Raw genomic sequence first — 17,700 nt, 5'->3', positions numbered from 1 at the left:
GGATTGCAACCGCGCTTATTTGCAGGAAGACCTTGATACGGTAACATAAAGAAGTCTGAGGCAGGGCGCACCCGCCCAGGCATCGAAACCAGCCCCAAAACTCAGGCGGTCTTACCCGTTGCACACAAGCCATTTTGCTCCCATAGAGGGGCGTGGGCTATAGTGTTTTTTGCAACCCAAGCCGCCAGCAATAGCCTGTAAAAGAATCATCTGGCTATCTACCTTCGTCAAAAGTGCTGGTGTCGGGCCTGAATCATTAGACCAGCTGCACTAAAGGAGAACCTATGGCCTACCGAGACGACTTCAAAGCCCGCAAGAGCCTGTCTACCAAGATGGGCGAGGTCTACTACTACGACATCCTGGAGCTCGAGCGCCAGGGCATCGCGCCCGTGTCCAAACTGCCTTATAGCATCCGGGTGATGCTCGAGAGCCTCTTGCGCAACCACGACGAGTACAAGGTATCGCGCGATGATGTAATAAACCTGGCCCACTGGCAACCCGACCCCGGCGAGGTGAACGTGCCCCTGATGCTGGCCCGGGTGATTCTGCAAGACTTCACCGGCGTACCCGCGGTGGTGGACCTGGCCGCCATGCGCGATGCCATTGCCAAACTGGGCGGTGACCCCGAGCAGATCAACCCCGGCGTGCCGGTAGACCTGGTGATTGACCACTCGGTGCAGGTGGACTACTTCGGCACCTCTTACGCCTTCGCGCAGAACGTGGAGCTCGAGTACAAGCGCAACGAGGAGCGCTACCGCCTCATCAAGTGGGGCCAGAACGCCCTCAAGAACTTCCGGGCGGTGCCCCCCGGCACGGGCATCGTGCACCAGGTCAACCTCGAGTATCTGGCCAGCGTGGTCATGACCCAAAAAGGCGAGGACGGCAAACTCTACGCTTTCCCCGACTCGCTGGTGGGCACCGACTCCCACACCACCATGATCAACGGCCTGGGCGTGCTGGGCTGGGGGGTGGGCGGCATCGAGGCCGAGGCCGTCATGCTAGGCCAGCCCTACTACATGCTGGCCCCCAGGGTCATCGGCTTCAAGCTGTCGGGCGAGCTACCCGAAGGGGCCACCGCCACCGACCTGGTGCTGCGCGTGACCGAGATGATCCGCAAGCACGGTGCGGTGGGTAAGTTTGTGGAGTTCTACGGCCCTGGGGTCTCCAGGCTGCCGCTCGCGGACCGCGCCACCATTGCCAACATGAGCCCCGAGTACGGGGCCACCATGGGCTTCTTCCCCATTGACGAAGAGACCCTGGCCTACCTCAGGCTCACAGGCCGCCCCGACGAACTGGTAGACCTGGTGGAAAAGTACGCCAAAGCCACCGGCCTCTGGCGCACCGACGAGGCCACCCCGGTGTACAGCGAGCACCTGGAGCTTGACCTGTCTACCGTGGTGCCCGCCCTGGCCGGCCCCAAGCGCCCCCAGGACCGGGTGAACCTCTCGGACGTGAAGCAAAGCTTCCTCGAGCACCTCACCAAGGACGTAAAAGAGCGCGGCTTTGGTCTAAGCCCCGATAAGCTAAACACCAAAGTCACGGTCAAACGGGGCCTCGAGGAGTTCGAACTCCAGCACGGCTCGGTGGTGATTGCCGCCATTACCAGCTGCACCAACACCTCCAACCCCTCGGTAATGCTGGGCGCGGGCCTGCTGGCCAAAAAAGCCGTGGAAGCAGGCCTGGACACCCAGCCCTGGGTCAAGAGCAGCCTGGCCCCCGGCTCCAAGGTGGTCACCGAGTACCTCGACGCCGCTGGCCTCACACCCTTCCTGGAAGCCCTTAAGTTTCACACCGTTGGCTACGGCTGCACCACCTGTATCGGCAACTCGGGCCCCTTACCCGAAGAAATCTCCAGGGGCGTGAAGGAGGGCGACCTGGTGGTGGCGGCTGTGCTCTCGGGTAATCGCAACTTCGAGGGCCGGGTCAACCCCGACGTAAAGGCCAACTACCTGGCCAGCCCCATGCTGGTGGTGGCCTACGCCCTGGCGGGCCGCATCGATATCGACTTCACCAGCGAGCCCATCGGCTACGACCCCAACGGCAAGGCCATCTTCCTGAGGGACATCTGGCCCAGCCAGGAGGAAATCAAGCAGGCCGTGCACCAGACCCTGGATGCCGAGATGTTCCGCCGCCAGTACGCCACCGTGTTCGAGGGCGATGAGCGCTGGAAGGCCCTGCCCGCTCCTACAGGCCAGCTTTATCAGTTCGACCCGGCCAGTACTTACATCCAGAACCCTCCCTTCTTCGACGACCTAATGGGCACCCGCGAGATTGGCGATATAAAAGGAGCCCGGGCCTTGCTGGTGCTGGGCGACTCCATCACCACCGATCACATCTCCCCTGCGGGCAACATCGCCAAGAACTCGCCCGCCGCCCGCTACCTGATGGGCCATGGGGTAGAGCCCGCCGACTTCAACAGCTACGGCTCCCGGCGCGGTAACCACGAGGTGATGATGCGCGGCACCTTCGCCAACATCCGCATCCGCAACCTGATGCTCGACGGCAAAGAAGGCCCTTATACCAAAAAACTGCCCAAGTCCGACCGGGGCGCTGAGCCCGGTTCAGGCGAGGAGATGTTCGTTTACGACGCGGCCATGCAGTACAAGGCCGAAGGCACCCCGCTGGTGGTGCTGGGCGGTATTGAGTACGGCAACGGCAGCAGCCGCGACTGGGCTGCCAAGGGTACCTATCTGCTGGGCATCAAGGCAGTAATTGCCCAGAGCTTTGAGCGCATCCACCGCAGCAACCTGGTGGGCATGGGTGTGCTCCCCTTGCAGTTCCAGCCCGGCCAGAACGCGGCCAGCCTGGGCCTTACCGGCTACGAGGTGTTCGATATCCTGGGCCTGGAGGATATTACTCCCGGCAAAGAACTTACCGTGGTAGCCACCCGCGCCGACGGCAGCCAGGTAAGCTTTCAGGTGAAAGCCCGTATCGACACCCCGGTAGAGGTGGACTACTACAGGAACGGGGGTATTCTGCAAACGGTGCTGAAGAACATGCTTTCGGAGAAGGCCAAGGCTTAGAACAAGGTTTTATACCTGATTCAAAAAGACAGTTTACAAAACCAAAAACCCCAGAGGTTGTCTTTTTGAATCCTAAAGCGCGCCCCTCCCGAACGGTCGGCAAAAAAAGCGTCTCCGTTCCAAAGGGGCTTACGCCCTCCGCTACGCGGATAACTTCCAAGGGGCGGTATCGCCCTCCGCTACGGGGATAACTTCGGCCCTGTTAGTTCGCCGCCATCCGGCGCCGAACTAACCGAATCTGGTATAAATCCATCTTGTTTGGGGTCAGCTGTTTATACACAACTGCTCATTTATATCGGCTTTTCTACACTCGCGTTTTTCCTGGCATAGAGATTTCGCTCAATGCGAGCCCACTGTGCACCGAGCTTCGGACTCTAAAGAGCCTCTAAATGGTCTGGTCGTCGGGGATAAGCTCGAGCTGCACCCCCGCAATCTTCCAACTGCCGTCTGCCTGGCGCTCCATCAGGTAGTACGCCACCGCTTTCTTACCGTCCAGGCCCACTAAATTCACAACCTGGCGCACCTGTTGCAGAGTTCCCAGAGAGCGGCTGGCGGGCCCAAACTCCACCTTGAGGGGTCGGTAAATCTGAGCGTAGCCCGACCGAACCATCTCGATAAAGCGCTCGGGGGTCTGGAAAACCTGGCGAATACCAGGGGAAGCAAAGGAGAAAGCCCGCACAGCGTCATCTTTTTTGAAAGCCTCGATCTGCGCACTGATAATGGCTTGAATAGCTGCGCGGTCTTGCGGGGGCACGTCCTGCAAGCGCTGGGCCTGACCTCCCAAAAGGAATAGCACAACCAGGGCAACAACAGGTTTCATGCCTTAGTGTGCACCCTCTGGCGTGCTACAGTTTGTAGTAATTCCTACTAACCTCCCTTATGCACGGATAACCTGTTTTGCGGTACGTGTTGAAGGACGTTGACTGACCTAAATTGCGATGTGCGGCTCATGGAGAGGCACTGAATACAGCGTCGTAGAGATGGCTATACCTGGGGATTTGCCCTTCCATGGCAACCCCACCCTTGCCTCCCCTGCTAGGGGAGGATAGGCAGTGTATGGGGGTCTATTCGACGCTACACTGAAGTTCATACTGAATTCTTGCTTACCAGACCGCTAGCCCAGACACAGGAAGCTGACGCGCAAATCAGAAAGCTTCTAGCGCAAAAAGTCGAGCACGGTACGGGTAATCAGTTCGGTGCCCAGGGGCAGGGAACGCTCGTCGTCTATCCAGAAGCCTGGGTGGTGGTGTGGGCGGTTCTTGCTGGGGTCGGGATCGCCCGCACCCAGCCAGAAGTACACCCCCGGACAGCGGTTCAAGAACTCCGACATGTCGTCGCCACCCATCACCGGCGGCACCTCGAGCACCGCTGCCTCCCCCACTACCTGCCGGGCTATCTGCCGGAACCGCTCGACCATCTCGGGGTCGTTGACCACGGCGGGCGAACCCGGCAGCCAGTTCACCTCGGCGCTGCCTCCCATAGCAGCAGCAATCCCCTGGCTGAGTTCGCCAATCCGGCGGATGAGCTTCTCCCGGAGTTGGGCATCGAAAGTGCGGAGGGTGCCCTTGAGGAGGGCGGTTTCGGGGATGATGTTGTGCGCCCCTTCGCCTGCCGTAACGGTGGCAATGGTGACGACCGAAGTATTGACCGGGTCGGTCTCACGGCTGACCAGGCTTTGCAGGGCCACGATAATCTGCGCCGCGATCAGGACGGTGTCTACCCCCTCGTGGGGCATGGCCGCATGGGCGCCTTTGCCCCGAAGGTGGATGGTGAAGGCGTCAGCGGCGGCCATCGAGGGGCCGGGCCGTACCCCCACTTTTCCTGTCGGCATCAGGCTGTAGAGGTGCAGCCCCACCACACGGTCCACCCCTTCCAGTACCCCGGCCTCCACCATCGGGCGGGCCCCCGAAACAATCTCTTCGGCAGGCTGGAAGGCAAAGCGCACCTCACCCACGATTTGCTCTTTGAAGCGGGCCAGGACCGCAGCCACATGAGCGGCAATGGCCGCGTGACCATCGTGGCCGCAGGCGTGCATGACGCCAGGGGTCTGGGAGCTGTAAGGTACGCCAGAGTCTTCGTGGATGGGCAGGGCATCGATGTCGGCCCGCACCAGCACGGTTTTGCCCGGTTTGGCGCCCTTCAGGCTGGCCACCACCCCGGTCTGGGCCACCCCCCTTGTGACCTCGAGGCCCAGCCTTTGCAAAAACTCGGCAAGTTTGGTGCTAGTGCGCACCTCCTGGAACCCCAGTTCGGGGTGGCGGTGAAAGTCGCGGCGCATCTCGATCAGACTGGGCGTCAACTCGGCGATGGTTTCTCGAATGTTCATAGGCCCTAGTCAAACACCTCAAGCATCTGGCCGTCAACTGTGGAGCAAGCTGCGTCAAGTTGGGCTTCTCGAGGCTTAGAGGTGAGTCTGCTGGCTGTGCGCAATACCCAGATTTTTACCGAGCCAGATGCAGTGGCAAACCTGAGAAGCACCTGGTGTGTGTGCCGGGTGAAACTCGAGTTCTACTTCTATTTCCATATCAGAGACAAAAATGCCCTATCACCTTGAACTCGGTACATGATTTGCTAGACTTGGGTCAAGCTAAGTAAGACTCCACCCTAAGGAGCTATACCATGACCCGACCCTGGCTCAACCATTACGACAAAGGCGTCCCGGCGGATATTCAGTACCCCGAGGTACCCCTCTGGAAACTGCTTTCCGACACCGCCCAAAAATACCCAGACCATGTGGCCCTGGAGTTTATGGGGAGCGTGATGGGCTACCGCACCCTTTGGGAGTCGGTGCTCAAGTTTGCAGGCGCCCTCCAGGCCCAGGGGGTGCAGCCGGGTGACCGCGTGGCCATCATGCTGCCCAACTGCCCGCAGTTTGTAATTGCCTTTTATGGAACACTGGCGGCTGGTGGGATGTGCGTGAACGTGAACCCCCTTTACACCCCGCGCGAGCTCCGACATCAGCTTTCCGACGCAGGAGCCGAGACCCTGGTCATCCTGGACTTGCTCTGGCCTCGCTATGCCGAGATCGAGCAGGAGGTACCGGTCAAGCGGGTGTTCACCACCGGTATTCAAGACTATCTGCCTTTCCCCAAAAATCTGCTCTTCCCCATCAAAGCCCGCCGAGAAAAACGCTGGGTCAACTTACCCCAACACCCCAAGCGCCAGGACTTCAAAAAGACCCTTAAAGCGGCCAGCCCCATCGCACAACCCTACCCCGCCAAGCCCGATGAGGTGGCCCTATTGCAGTACACTGGGGGTACAACCGGCGTTTCCAAGGGGGCCATGCTCTCGCACCGCAATCTGGTCGCCAACACTTATCAGAGCATGGCCTGGGGGGGCGACGAGGTCAAAGACCTGGAAGGCAAAGGGGTCATGCTGGGTGCCATCCCCTTCTTTCACGTTTACGGCATGACCGTGGCCATGAACTACGGCATTGCCGCAGGATACAAGATTGTGCTGCTGCCGCGCCCCGAGGTCAAGCCCTGCATCGAGGCCATCGAAAAGCATGGTGTGACCCATTTCCCTGGCGTGCCCACCCTTTACATTGGTTTCAACAATTTTCCTGGCATCGAAAAACGCAGGGTTGGAACGGTCAAGGTTTGTATCTCCGGCTCCGCGGCCCTGCCCGTCGAAGTCACCAAGAAATTCGAGCAGTTGACCGGCGGCAAGCTGGTCGAGGGCTATGGCCTGACCGAGGCTGCCCCCTGCACCCACTGCAACCCCCTCACCGGCGAGCGCAAGATTGGCAGTATTGGGCTGCCCATGCCTGGTATTGATGCCAAGGTATTGGACGAAAACCTGCGCGAGGTTCCTGTGGGCGAGGTGGGGGAGCTGGCCCTGCGCGGTCCCAACGTCATGCTGGGCTACTGGCAGCGCCCCGAGGAAACCAACAAGGCCATCAAGATTGACTGGCTGCTCACCGGCGATATGGCCCGTATGGACGAGGACGGCTACTTCTACATTGTGGATCGCAAGAAAGACATGATCATTGCAGGCGGCTATAACATCTATCCCCGCGAGGTGGAGGAAGTGTTGTTTGCCCATCCGGGCGTGGCCGAAGCAGCGGTGGTGGGTCTGCCCGATGAGTACCGGGGCGAGACGGTGGCAGCCTTTGTGGTTCCCAAACCTGGTGTAACCCTGAGCAAAGAGGAGCTGGACAAACATTGCCGCGACAACCTGGCTGCCTACAAGGTGCCGCGCATCTACGAGTTCCGCAGCGAACTGCCCAAGAGTGCGGTGGGCAAGGTACTACGAAGGGAACTGCGCGAGGCTGCCCTCAAGGAGCGGCAGAAGGTCGGTAGTTAAGTAAGTACCCTCGAGCGCCCCACCGCTTCGGCAAAAGCGGCTGCGGCTTTGTCTATCTCTTCTTCGGTGGTGAAGCGCCCGAGGCTGAACCGCACCGAAGCTTTGGCCTCGGCCTTGCTCCGCCCAATGGCCAGGAGTACATGAGAGGGCTCGAGGCTCCCGCTCGCACAGGCCGAGCCCGCTGAAGCCGCTACACCCAGCAGATCTAGGTTGAGCAAGAGCCCTTCGCCGTCGGCCCCTCTGGCCGTCACGTTGACATGCTTGGGGCTTCGCAGCGTGGGGTGGCCGTTGAGCTCGACCCCTGGAATGGCCAGAAGCTGAGATTCCAGACGCTCCCGCAAGTGCAGCAGTTTTTGGATTTCCTGGCGCAACAGTGTCATGGCTTTTTCGGCAGCCAGGCCCATCCCGTACACGGCCGGCAGGTTTTCGGTGCCCCCCCGGTAGCCCTGCTCCTGTTTGCCGGGCATCAGGGGGAAAAGTTCTATTCCCTTTCGCACATAAAGCGCCCCCACCCCTTTGGGGCCGTAGAACTTGTGGGCGGCAATGGAGATGAGGTCGGCCCCCAGGTCTTCCACCCGGCTGGGCACCGTGCCAAAGGCCTGCACAGCGTCGGTGTGGAAAAGGACGCCCCTGGCCCGGCAAAGCTCAGCCACCGCCTTGACCGGATACAGGGTGCCGATTTCGTTGTTGACGGTCATCAGCGAGACCAGGAAGGTATCGGGGCGCAGGGCTTCGGCGACTTGCTCAGGGTAAATCATGCCGGTGTGGTCGGGCTTCAGCAAGGTGACATCGAAACCCAGGTGCTGGAGGTTCTTGAGCGCGGTCAGGACGGCGGAGTGCTCGAGCTCCGTACTCACCAGATGACCCCGACCAAGGGCCAGCGCCACCCCAAAAATTGCCAACGCATCGGACTCGGTGCCGCCGCTGGTCAGCACCAGCTCACGGGGTTTGCACCCCAGCGCCCTGGCCACACGCTCCCGGCCCTCTTCCAACAGCTGCCGCGCCCGGCGGCCTGCCCCATGCACCGAGCTGGGGTTGCCATAAACCGATAGCACCTCCTGCACGGCGGCCTTTACCTCGGGGTCGAGTGGGGTGGTGGCGGCGTAGTCGAGGTAGATCATGCGACAAGTATTCCGTGATAGAGAGCCAATGCGCCCTGGCAGATGGCCCTTCGAAGGCTCAGGTACGTCACTCGTGGAAAGCCCTGCCAACGGTTGGGGACTTCAGATTACAGACGATTGACCACAGACACGCCGCTATGGCCTAGCGGCTGTAGACCACAGGCGGCGCGGGCTCGAGCTGCACCAGTTTGCGGGCCTCGATCTGCTTGCGTTCCTCGATCAAATCCTTCAGGGTAGTTTGTTGCAACACCCCCCGCATAGCATCGTCCACTTTTTTCCACAGGATCTCGGTAGAGCAGTTGCCGGTCTGCCAGCAGGACTGGGGGTCTTCAAGACAGGTCACGGGCGCCAGGCTACCCTCCAGGGCCTCCACCACCTCCAAAGCAGTAATGCGCTCCACCGGGCGGCCCAGCCTGTAACCCCCTTTGGCCCCCCGCACGCTGCGGATGAAGCCGGAGCGTCGCAGTTGGGCTGCTATCTGCTCCAGGTAGTGCTGGCTGATCCCTTGCACATCCGCTACGTCCTTGAGGGGAACTGCCTTAGGTTGGCGCAAGCCGATCTCTACCAGGGCCCGTAACCCGTACTGTGCTTTGGTTGAGACCCACATAATCCAAGTATAAACCCCTAAATCCTGTATGGAAAAGTAGAGTTTACACCTTTTCGATTCACCTCTAACGAGTCCATCATCGGCGCAGGGTCAGCGCCAGGGCAAACAACAGGGCCTGCACCAGCACTATCGCACTACCGGCCGGGACATCGAATAAATAAGCGGCCGCCAGCCCTGGAACGACCGAAAAAACGCCAATCGCAACCGATATAACTGTCATGGCCGAAAAAGTCCGGCTGAGCAAGCGGGCCGTAGCGGCGGGAATCACAATAAAAGCCGCAATCAAGACTATACCCACCACCTTGACCGAAACCACCACCACCAGGGCAATGAGCCCCGCGAGCAGATAGTCGTAGAGCAGCACCGGCTGTCGGTCGGCCAGGGCCAGCTCGCGGTCGAAGGTGGCATAGGCCCAGTGGCTCCAGACCGGCGCCAGGAGGGCAACCCCCAGGGCAATCACGCCCATCACCCACAAATCGGTCTGGGTCACGGTCAGGATGGAACCAAACAGATAGGCCACAGCGTCGGGGGCGAAACCCTGGCGCAGGGACATGAACAGCACCCCCAGCGCCACCGAGACCGCAAAGAAGATACCGATGGCGGTATCGTCGCCCAGATTGCTGCGTTCGCGCACCCAGGTGATGGCCAGCGAGACCCCCACCGCGAAGGGAATGGCCACCCAGAGCGGCTCTTCGTGCAGAAGCAGCCCCAGGGCTACGCCCGCAAAGGCCGCATGGGCCAGCCCGTCGCCCAGGAACGAGAGGCGGCGCTGTACCACCATCACGCCCAGATAGCTGGCCAACCCCCCCACCAGCAGGCCCGCCAGCAGGGCCCGTTGCAAAAACGGAAGCTGCAGTGCCTCCATCATGCGCGGCCCCCCAGCACCAGCTTGTGTCCGTGGCCCACGTGCCCAAAGGCCTGGCTCAGACACTCGTGGCAGAGCACCTGCTCGGGCGGGCCATAGCCCACCACCCGCCGGTTCAACACCAGCACCGCCGAGGCATGGTGCTGAGCGGCTTCCCAGTCGTGGGTAATCATGAGTACGGTGGCCCCACGCTCGGCCTGGTAGGCCTCGAGGTGCCGGTACAGGTCGGCCTCTCCCACCACGTCCACGCCTGTAGCGGGCTCGTCCAGCAAGAGCAGCCGCGGCTCACGGATGAGGCTCCGGGCCAGATAGACCCGCTGAAGCTCCCCACCCGAGAGGCGGCCCAGCCGACGGTTGGCCAGGGCCAGCGCCCCCACCTTATCCAGCATGGCCTCGGCTTTTTTGCGTTCCTGGGAGGTAATGATAAAGGGCCAGCGGCGCCGCAAACCCGACACCACCACTTCCAGGGCCAGCGCAGGAAAACTACGGTCAAAGCCCTTGACCTGCGGCACATACCCCACCCAGCCCGGGGGCACCTGCCGAGGCGGTAGACCCATCACCCGCACCGTACCCGAAACCTGGGTCGGACCCTCGCGCAACAAACCCCGCTCCAGGCCCAGTAAAGCTTTTAGCAGGGTACTCTTGCCCGCCCCATTGGGTCCTACTATGGCGACGAAAGCCCCCTGGGGCACACTCAGGTTTACTTCTTGCAGCGCCTGGAACTCCCCAAAGCGCACCGAATACGCATGCATTTCCACCGCAGGTGCGGTCATAATTTCTGATAATACGCTATCAATAGTTGGTTGAACAGAGGAGAAGAAGCTTGACAGGAAAATTCAGCGGCGGTGTCACAGGTCGGGTGTCATACCGAATACACATGAACCCCTTGCGTTCTCTGGGCGGGAGGTGTCGACACGCTGACCGCTATATTTACCAGTGATGGGAACGCGCCTGTCTACACCTGGGGTGTCGCCGAATGAGGGGGCCTGGGAACGACTCTAAAGATACCTAATGGTAAAGCTGGTATCCGTGAGCTTTCGGCTTTTAGCTTTGGGCGCCAGGCATTGAGCCACCCAATTTCTAGCTCGAGTCCCCAGGCACGGGCTCGGGGCTACTCGAGCGGCACCTCAATCAGGTTGCCGAGGCTCGAGAGCGGCTTGTCGAACTGCCGCCGGTCGCCGACCACCACGATCACAAACTGCTCCGGCCGCACGTACTGCTGCATGACCCGCTGCAAATCGGCGGGGGTAGCGGCCTGAATCTGGCGCACGTATTGCTCGTAGTAGTCGGCGGACAGACCCAGCATCTGGGTGCGGGCGATGCGCTCGGCCACGGCCTGACGGGAGGTAAAGCGGAAGACCTCGGCGTTCAGGATGTTGTTGCGGAAGAGCTCGAGCTCCTCCTGCGAAACCGGTCGCTCACGCAGATCGCGGAACTGGGCCAGCATCAGCTCTATCACCTCGGCGGTTTTCTCGACCCTCGAGATAGAAGCCCCGTAGAAGAAGCCCGGCCAGCCGAAGCCCTGCGTCTGGGCCCCGCCGGTGGCATAGGCCAGGCCCCGCTTGGTACGCACCTCGGTAAACAGGCGGCTGTTGAAGCCATCCCCCAGCACCCGGCTGACCAGGTCGAGCTCGCTGTAGCCCGGTGCATAGGCGGTCACGGTAGGGTTGCCCATGTAGATGACGCTCTGGTTGGTCTCCTTTTGCACAAAGTAAATGCTGGGCTTGGGGCTCGGCGGAGGGAAGCTGGGCAGGGTGACTTCCCCACGCTGCCAACCTTGCAGAACGCGCTCGAGCCTGGCTACCATCTCCTGGGTGTTGAAGTCGCCGGTAACGGCCAGCACGGCTACGTTGGGCTTGAAGAAGCGCTGATGAAAGGCCACCAGGTCGTCCCGGGTGATGGACTGAACAGAGGCCACACTGCTAATACGCCCCGCCGGATGGCCCTCGTTGATACGCCGCACAAACTCCCGCACCGCAATCTGGGTGGGCTGGTCGTTGCGCCGACGGATGGCCTCCAGCGCCCGGCCTTTCTCCAGATCTAGACGCTCTTGGGAAAAACGCGGGCGCACCAGGATGTCGGCCCAGATTTGCAGCACCGGGTCAAGGTTCTCGGTCAGGGTACTAAACGCCACCGAGGTAAACAGGTTGTCGGTGCTCACGCTGACAGAAGCGGCCAGGGTTTCCAGGGTTTCGTCAATCTGGTCGGGGGTGCGCTCCCCGGCCCCGCCCGTGCGCATCACGCTGGAGAAGATGCCGCTCAGGCCCACCTTATCTTCCGGCTCGAAGATGGCCCCGGCCCGCAGATAGATCCGCCCGTTTACAAAAGGCAGCGTGCGGTCTTCTATCAGCAGGACGGTCAGGCCATTGGAAAGCTGCACCCGGGTGGGCTGGATAGCGCTGGGCTGGATCCGCTGAAACTGCATCTTGAAAGGGTCGGGCCAGTCGGCCGGCACGCCTTGGGCCAGGCTCAGGGTCAAAAGGCCAATCAGTAAACTCCACAGTGCTTTCATCGGCTACCTCCCCGGGTAACGAGGGTGGCCACCGTGCGGTTTTGCGGGGTGAAGTACCTGCGGGCAGCCTGCTGAATTTCCTCCGCGGTAATGGTGTTATAGATGGCTTCTTCCTCAAAGATGCGCTGATAGCCGCCAAAAAACAGTTCGTAGAAGGCCAGGGTCTGGGCCAGGCCCGGCCCACCCTGCAGAACCCGCAGATAGGCTGCGCGGGTCTGGTTGCGCACCTTCTGAAGCTCCTGCGAACCGACCGGCTCGTTCTTGAGGCGCTCCAACTCCTCGTAAATGAAGCGCTCGAGATCCGCCGTGGTGCGTGGGGCGCGGGGCTGGGCTGAGATGGTAAACATATTGGGATAGCGGAAGCCCGGCGAGGCCGAACTCGAGCTTACATTGAGCGCAGCCTGTTCCTGGATTACCAGGCGACGGAACAGGCGGCTGGTGCGCCCCTCGGTCAGGATGGAGTCAATCATGTCCATCACGTAGGCGTCACGGTTCGGGTAAGTCGGCTTGTGGAAGCCGATCAGCAGGCTGGGCTGGGCGTTGTACTCGAGCGTTGCCCGCCGCTCGGCGGCCTGGGGCGGCTCAGCGGGAATGTTCAGGTTGGGCCGTGCGGGGCCCCGGGGAATCGCCCCCATGTAGCGGCGCACCAGCTGGATGTCCCGCTCCGGCTCCACATCGCCCACAAGCACCAGCACCGCCCGGTTGGGGTGGTAGTGGGTCTTCCAGAACGCCATGGCTCTATCTACCCGGTAGCCCTGAATCTCCTCGCGGCTGCCAATCAGGGGCCGCCCATAGGGGTGCACCTGGAAGGCCGTGCGCAAAAAAACCTCGCTCAAAGCCCCGTTGGGGTCGTTCTCGCTGCGCTGGCGGCGCTCCTCGAGCACCACATCGGCCTCTTCGTAGAAGCTGCGGAAAACCGCGTTCAGCATCACATCGGCGTAGACCCGCAGGTAGAGCTCGAGGCGATTCGAGGGCAGCGAAACCCGGTAGTCGGTGCGGTCGTAGCCGGTGGAGGCATTCAGACCCTGCTCGCCGTTGTTGGTAAAAAGCTGGTCTATGGCGTTGGGCAGGGCCAGTTTCTTGGCCTCTTCGCGGGCCTGGTTGTAGGCAGCGGTCAGTCGCTGGATCTCCTCCTGCGCAGCCCGGCTGGCGATGGCCCGGTCGAGGTCGGCCCGGGCTTTGTCAACTGCCTCCAAAGCGGCTTTCTCTTTGGTCCAGTCCAGGCTGCCGATGGTGGGGGTGCCCTTGAAGGCCATGTGCTCTACCATGTGGGCAATGCCCCCCAGACCCGGCGCTTCGTCCACGCCCCCCACATCAAACATCAGGTTAAAGTGGATGACCGGGGCGGTCTTGTCGGGCACCATCAACACCCGCAAACCATTGTCCAGGGTGTATTTGCGTATTTGCTCGCGGAGCTGCTGGGCCAGCGCCCCAGGTAGCAGCAACACCAGCAAGATCAACCAAACCATCCGTTTCACCGTGTCCTCCCTCCGGGTTGTTGCAACATAGCTTTATTACGCCGCAAAATCCAGGCCCAGACTGAAGGAAGGTCTACAGTTTGCAGGGGTTCCAAGCAAAATGCTAACGAACCGACCAAATCTGGCATTAATCTGTGCTTCACACTGAACGGGGGCAGATCAGGAACAAATAGCCGAGACCAGGTGTGGCCATTTACGGGGCTGATAAAATTCTGCCCCTCCCAGCCACAATCCTGGACTATAGGGGCTGGGGAAAGCAGCCTATCGAGGCAACACCTGGATAATGCTGTTCATGATGAAGGCTGGCACCTTTTTGCCGGGCATGGGCCTGCCGAGCAACACTAGAAAGTAAGGGCCCGGTTTGGGAAACTTGACCACCCCTTCCACTCGCCCGGTGCGGGGGTTGAACTGCATACGTACCTGGGCATCGGGCTGGGCCGTAGCGCTTACCTTGCCCTGGTAAAACAGCAGCGTGCAAAAACAGTCCTGGGGGTTGATGGGCAGGCTACCTACCCGGATGAATTCGATCCAGGCCACCGTGGCTCGGCCCGCAACGGGTACAGCATCGTTGGGCTCAAAGTCTACCTGGCCCTGTACGAAGCCTCCGCTGCCCTCGAAGGGGTGGGCCAGGGCAAGGCTGGTCAAGGCCAGCACCAGGAGCCATCCGGGTATCCATCTCATGGCAAATACGCTCCTAAGGCGGCAAAAAGGCCGGGTTGGTGCCAAAACTCTCATCGGTCAGCGACCTCAAAAAAGCCACCAAATCGTCCACCTCGGCCTCGGTCAGGCCCAAAGGTCTGATGAGGGCATCGGCGTTGAGGTTGGGCTGGCCGCCCTGATTATAGTGCTGCACCGCCTCGCGCAGGGTTTGGATGGAGCCGTCGTGCATGTAGGGGGCAGTGAGGGCCACATTGCGCAGGGTGGGGGTTTTGAACTTGCCCACGTCTTCGTCCCTGCCGGTTGCACGGGCCAGCCCGATGTCCTTGTACACGGTGTAGAGTGCCGTATTGCGCGGTTCGTCGTCGGTGAATTCGGGGCCCACATGGCAATGAAAGCAGTCGCCCTTCTCGCTAAAAAAAATTTCCATTCCGCGTAAAGCCGCCTCGCTCATGGCTTTGTCGTCGCCGGCCTGGTAGCGGTCGAAGGGGCTGTTGTAGGAAAGCAGGGTACGTTCGAAGGCCGCTATGGCATAGGCGGTGGTCTTGAGGGTGGGGGGCTCACCAAAGACCTCCTGGAAGGCTTTGGCGTACTCGGGGATGGCCCCTAGCCTTTGCGCAAGTTCCTCGGGCTCCATGCCCATCTCGTCGTGGGCGGTGAGGGGGCCTACCGCCTGGAGCTCGAGCCGGGGCGAGCGCCCTTCCCAGAACAGGTGTCTGCGAAACGCCACATTGGTGAGGGAGGGCGCATTGCGGCTGCCCTGGCGGCCAAAAATACCGGTGCTCACTGGCTTACCCCCATCGCTAAAAGCAAACTCGGGCTTGTGACAGCTTGCGCAGGCCACCTTGCCGTCTTTGGAAAGCCGGGGATCGTAGAAGAGCCGCTGCCCCAGTTCCACCTTGGCAGGGGTCTGGGGGTTGTCGTCGGGTACCGGTACTGTTCGCTCGGCAAAAAGAATGCGGGGACTGGTCGGATGGGCGGCGGGTGCGGGCTCGGCCTGGGCCGCTGCTGGCTTTGGACGGGGCCAGAAATAAAAGGCCAGCAGTCCGGCCCCCAAGAGGAGCAGCCCCAACCATCCCACACGCCAGCCTTGCATACGCCACCCAGAGCATTAGTTTGCCAGCGAAAAAGCCGTCTGCATGTTGAAATACACCACCGACATCAGGAGGCTGGTCTCGGGGCTCAGGCCGTGCAACTGGCGCAAGGACTGCTTGCGCCAATCCACAAAGGCCCCGCCCGGTCCCGGTTGAAAGGCTCTGGCCACATCGAGGTTTAGGGTGATGGAACCCCCAGCGGGTGGAATGTTGATCTGCACCCGCCGGGTCTGGAGGTCTTGCAGGCGCACCGGAATGCGAAAGGCATCGGTGCCCATATGAATGATCCACTTCTGCTTGCCTTCCGGCAGCAAGGCCACCCCCTCGAGCCGGTAAAAAATATAGCCGGGGTTCCAGGCCCAGTACATGCCGGAGTTTACCCCCAAAGGCATCTGCTGGGTGCCGGCGTCGAGGTGGTTGAGCTCACGCGGCACCCCCACGTTGAAGCGAATACCGCGGTACTGCCCTGCCGGCACGTCCATTTTTATCACGCTGACCCCCTGCGTGGGGGCCTCACGCTTGAACTCGGCCAGCACCAGCCCGTCGGCCCGCACCTCGCGGCCATCGGGCCGCACCAGGGCCACCTCGGAAATGTAAAACCTGAGCAGCTCAATCTGGTAGCGCTGGCCCTGAGGGGTCTGGTAGGTTTGGCCAAACTGCAAGGGCTGGTCGCCTACCCGCAGGTTGATTTTGAGCTCCACCGGCGCAGCCAAAGCGCCTGCGAGGCCGAGTGTTAAGAGGAATAACCATGCTTTCATTAGCACTGCTCCTTACCTATAAGGTTATCAAAACAACTGGCAGAATCGTGTGAAACAGCCCTCAACGCTGTACTTCCAGGGTGAACTCGAGGGTCTTCTCCGGTAGCTCCAGCTCCACCCGCCACTCGCCGGCTTGCCTGGCCAGCAAAGCGCTGTGGTACTGCGACTTATAGAAGGGCACCGGGATATCCTCTAAAAGCTCGCTCCCGCGCTCTGCCCGTACCCGTAGGGCAGGCCCGCCCTCCAGCAGATTCCCCTCGGCATCGCGTAAATCGAGGTACAGGTGAATCAGGCCGGCCTGGCTGAACAACTGCCCCACATAGCGCCGGTTCCCAAAAGTTTCCGAAATATTGACGATGCGGGGAGCCGCCTGACCGGGCGGTGGGGGGGGTTCGGTGGTGGCAAGCAGGCCACTGGCCAGCAACACGCCCACAATCAGGGCGGCCTCGAGGCTCACGGTTTGCAGCCCCCTGACTTGCTTGGCCCGCAACCGCGGCAAGAGCCAGAGCCGGTTCGCCGCCGCCACCCCCACCACCAGGGCCACCAACCCCAGCTTAAGCAGCAAGCGCTGGCCGTAGGCGGTGCTCCAAAGGTTGGAAAACTCGCCTAACCGCGCCCAGGAAAGGTATAGCCCCAACAGGGTTAGCCCTGCCACCGAAGCCAGGCCCAGGGCCGAAAGACCGCGGATGGCCTGGAGCACGGCCTCGTAGCGTGTGCCTGGCCAGACCACCGCCAGGGCCAGCACCCCCCCTGCCCAGACCACCCCTGCGCCCAGGTGCAACAGGTCGGCCAGGAGTTCTAGCCCTCCGGCAGCCCCGGCATGGGCGGTGAGGCTCAGGGTTAGGAGCAGACCCAGCGCCAAAGGGGGGTATACCCAGCGGTCGAGGCGAAACCAGCCCATGGATAGACCCAGAAGGCCAACCAGCAATAAAAGCCGAGCCAGCAGGAGGTTGCCCTGATGGGTCTCGAGCAGGTAGCGACCCACCAGTGCGGTATCGCCCAACATCCAGACTACGTGGTAGACACCATAAACCGTTGCCCCCAAAGCCAGCAAAAAGCCCCCCGAAAGCAGGTACCACACCCGCCAGCGCTGGGCCCTGGCGGCCTGGGGCCCCACATAGCGGGCGAATACCCCGGCCCCCACAAGCAAGAAAACCCCGATGTACAGCGCAGCCCTCAGAGCAGACTGGGTATTGTCATGTTCGTGTGGCATGGCAGTGCTCGGGTCAAGTAAGGCCAGGTCAAAAGGCACAGACTCTTTGCAGATCAGCATAATCCCC

General features: G+C 61.3%; 14 protein-coding genes. 2 read left to right on the top strand and 12 right to left on the bottom strand.

Annotated features, from left to right (window positions below; all coding sequences use genetic code 11):
• Positions 1 to 284: 284 nt before the first annotated feature.
• Positions 285 to 3,023, top strand: coding sequence for an aconitate hydratase AcnA (acnA, locus tag Q0X23_RS13165; protein ID WP_297860711.1), 2,739 nt, complete (start codon positions 285 to 287; stop codon positions 3,021 to 3,023).
• A gap of 385 nt (positions 3,024 to 3,408) precedes the next feature.
• Here the strand turns inward: acnA and Q0X23_RS13160 are convergent, their stop codons facing one another.
• A complete protein-coding gene (locus Q0X23_RS13160; protein WP_297860710.1) occupies positions 3,409 to 3,843 on the bottom strand; it encodes a DUF4864 domain-containing protein in 435 nt (144 codons plus the stop codon).
• A 336-nt stretch (positions 3,844 to 4,179) separates the two neighbouring features.
• Positions 4,180 to 5,349: a M20 family metallopeptidase gene (locus tag Q0X23_RS13155; RefSeq protein WP_297860709.1), complete on the bottom strand. Its 1,170-nt coding sequence runs from the start codon at positions 5,347 to 5,349 to the stop codon at positions 4,180 to 4,182.
• A gap of 293 nt (positions 5,350 to 5,642) precedes the next feature.
• On the opposite strand from Q0X23_RS13155, the gene Q0X23_RS13150 reads away from it, so the two are divergent.
• Positions 5,643 to 7,328: a long-chain fatty acid--CoA ligase gene (locus Q0X23_RS13150; protein ID WP_297860708.1), complete on the top strand. Its 1,686-nt coding sequence runs from the start codon at positions 5,643 to 5,645 to the stop codon at positions 7,326 to 7,328.
• On the opposite strand, the gene Q0X23_RS13145 is transcribed toward Q0X23_RS13150, so the two are convergent.
• From Q0X23_RS13145 to Q0X23_RS13100, 10 genes are all read right to left on the bottom strand, one after another.
• The gene (locus Q0X23_RS13145) at positions 7,325 to 8,449 is read right to left on the bottom strand and encodes a cysteine desulfurase family protein (RefSeq protein ID WP_297860707.1); all 1,125 of its coding nucleotides are present in this window, start codon (positions 8,447 to 8,449) and stop codon (positions 7,325 to 7,327) included. The two genes, Q0X23_RS13150 and Q0X23_RS13145, sit on opposite strands and share 4 nt — an antisense overlap.
• 142 nt (positions 8,450 to 8,591) lie before the next feature.
• The gene (locus tag Q0X23_RS13140) at positions 8,592 to 9,056 is read right to left on the bottom strand and encodes an Rrf2 family transcriptional regulator (RefSeq protein WP_297860706.1); all 465 of its coding nucleotides are present in this window, start codon (positions 9,054 to 9,056) and stop codon (positions 8,592 to 8,594) included.
• Positions 9,057 to 9,132: 76 nt separating this feature from the next.
• The gene (locus tag Q0X23_RS13135; RefSeq protein ID WP_297860705.1) at positions 9,133 to 9,924 is read right to left on the bottom strand and encodes a metal ABC transporter permease; all 792 of its coding nucleotides are present in this window, start codon (positions 9,922 to 9,924) and stop codon (positions 9,133 to 9,135) included.
• Entirely contained in the window at positions 9,921 to 10,694 is a 774-nt protein-coding gene (locus Q0X23_RS13130; protein WP_297860704.1) for a metal ABC transporter ATP-binding protein, read from the bottom strand. Before Q0X23_RS13130 ends, Q0X23_RS13135 begins: the two co-directional genes overlap by 4 nt.
• Before the next feature lie 338 nt (positions 10,695 to 11,032).
• The gene (locus Q0X23_RS13125; RefSeq protein WP_297860703.1) at positions 11,033 to 12,433 is read right to left on the bottom strand and encodes a pitrilysin family protein; all 1,401 of its coding nucleotides are present in this window, start codon (positions 12,431 to 12,433) and stop codon (positions 11,033 to 11,035) included.
• On the bottom strand, positions 12,430 to 13,902 hold the full coding sequence (locus Q0X23_RS13120) for a pitrilysin family protein (RefSeq protein WP_297861226.1): 1,473 nt from the start codon (positions 13,900 to 13,902) through the stop codon (positions 12,430 to 12,432). Before Q0X23_RS13120 ends, Q0X23_RS13125 begins: the two co-directional genes overlap by 4 nt.
• Before the next feature lie 270 nt (positions 13,903 to 14,172).
• Positions 14,173 to 14,592, bottom strand: a complete 420-nt coding sequence (locus Q0X23_RS13115; protein ID WP_297860702.1) for a hypothetical protein — start codon at positions 14,590 to 14,592, stop codon at positions 14,173 to 14,175.
• A 13-nt stretch (positions 14,593 to 14,605) separates the two neighbouring features.
• Entirely contained in the window at positions 14,606 to 15,664 is a 1,059-nt protein-coding gene (locus Q0X23_RS13110; protein WP_297860701.1) for a cytochrome-c peroxidase, read from the bottom strand.
• A 15-nt stretch (positions 15,665 to 15,679) separates the two neighbouring features.
• Positions 15,680 to 16,420 carry an MbnP family protein gene (locus Q0X23_RS13105; RefSeq protein ID WP_297860700.1) on the bottom strand — a complete coding sequence of 247 codons (741 nt, stop codon included), beginning with the start codon at positions 16,418 to 16,420 and terminating at the stop codon, positions 15,680 to 15,682.
• 61 nt (positions 16,421 to 16,481) lie between these two features.
• Positions 16,482 to 17,633: a CopD family protein gene (locus tag Q0X23_RS13100; RefSeq protein WP_297860699.1), complete on the bottom strand. Its 1,152-nt coding sequence runs from the start codon at positions 17,631 to 17,633 to the stop codon at positions 16,482 to 16,484.
• Between the last annotated feature and the right edge of the window lie 67 nt (positions 17,634 to 17,700).

It is taken from the genome of Meiothermus sp. (genome assembly GCF_026004115.1).
Lineage (GTDB): Bacteria > Deinococcota > Deinococci > Deinococcales > Thermaceae > Meiothermus.
The sequence above is the reverse complement of the archived record's forward strand: the minus strand, read 5'-3'. Positions and strand labels throughout refer to the sequence as shown.

What these genes read in the sequence shown, in the direction of transcription:
- acnA (WP_297860711.1), top strand. Translation starts at nt 285, where the DNA reads ATGGCCTACCGAGACGACTTCAAAGCCCGCAAGAGCCTGTCTACCAAG.
- Q0X23_RS13160 (WP_297860710.1), bottom strand. Translation starts at nt 3,843, where the DNA reads ATGAAACCTGTTGTTGCCCTGGTTGTGCTATTCCTTTTGGGAGGTCAG.
- Q0X23_RS13155 (WP_297860709.1), bottom strand. Translation starts at nt 5,349, where the DNA reads ATGAACATTCGAGAAACCATCGCCGAGTTGACGCCCAGTCTGATCGAG.
- Q0X23_RS13150 (WP_297860708.1), top strand. Translation starts at nt 5,643, where the DNA reads ATGACCCGACCCTGGCTCAACCATTACGACAAAGGCGTCCCGGCGGAT.
- Q0X23_RS13145 (WP_297860707.1), bottom strand. Translation starts at nt 8,449, where the DNA reads ATGATCTACCTCGACTACGCCGCCACCACCCCACTCGACCCCGAGGTA.
- Q0X23_RS13140 (WP_297860706.1), bottom strand. Translation starts at nt 9,056, where the DNA reads ATGTGGGTCTCAACCAAAGCACAGTACGGGTTACGGGCCCTGGTAGAG.
- Q0X23_RS13135 (WP_297860705.1), bottom strand. Translation starts at nt 9,924, where the DNA reads ATGATGGAGGCACTGCAGCTTCCGTTTTTGCAACGGGCCCTGCTGGCG.
- Q0X23_RS13130 (WP_297860704.1), bottom strand. Translation starts at nt 10,694, where the DNA reads ATGACCGCACCTGCGGTGGAAATGCATGCGTATTCGGTGCGCTTTGGG.
- Q0X23_RS13125 (WP_297860703.1), bottom strand. Translation starts at nt 12,433, where the DNA reads ATGAAAGCACTGTGGAGTTTACTGATTGGCCTTTTGACCCTGAGCCTG.
- Q0X23_RS13120 (WP_297861226.1), bottom strand. Translation starts at nt 13,902, where the DNA reads ATGGTTTGGTTGATCTTGCTGGTGTTGCTGCTACCTGGGGCGCTGGCC.
- Q0X23_RS13115 (WP_297860702.1), bottom strand. Translation starts at nt 14,592, where the DNA reads ATGAGATGGATACCCGGATGGCTCCTGGTGCTGGCCTTGACCAGCCTT.
- Q0X23_RS13110 (WP_297860701.1), bottom strand. Translation starts at nt 15,664, where the DNA reads ATGCAAGGCTGGCGTGTGGGATGGTTGGGGCTGCTCCTCTTGGGGGCC.
- Q0X23_RS13105 (WP_297860700.1), bottom strand. Translation starts at nt 16,420, where the DNA reads ATGAAAGCATGGTTATTCCTCTTAACACTCGGCCTCGCAGGCGCTTTG.
- Q0X23_RS13100 (WP_297860699.1), bottom strand. Translation starts at nt 17,633, where the DNA reads ATGCCACACGAACATGACAATACCCAGTCTGCTCTGAGGGCTGCGCTG.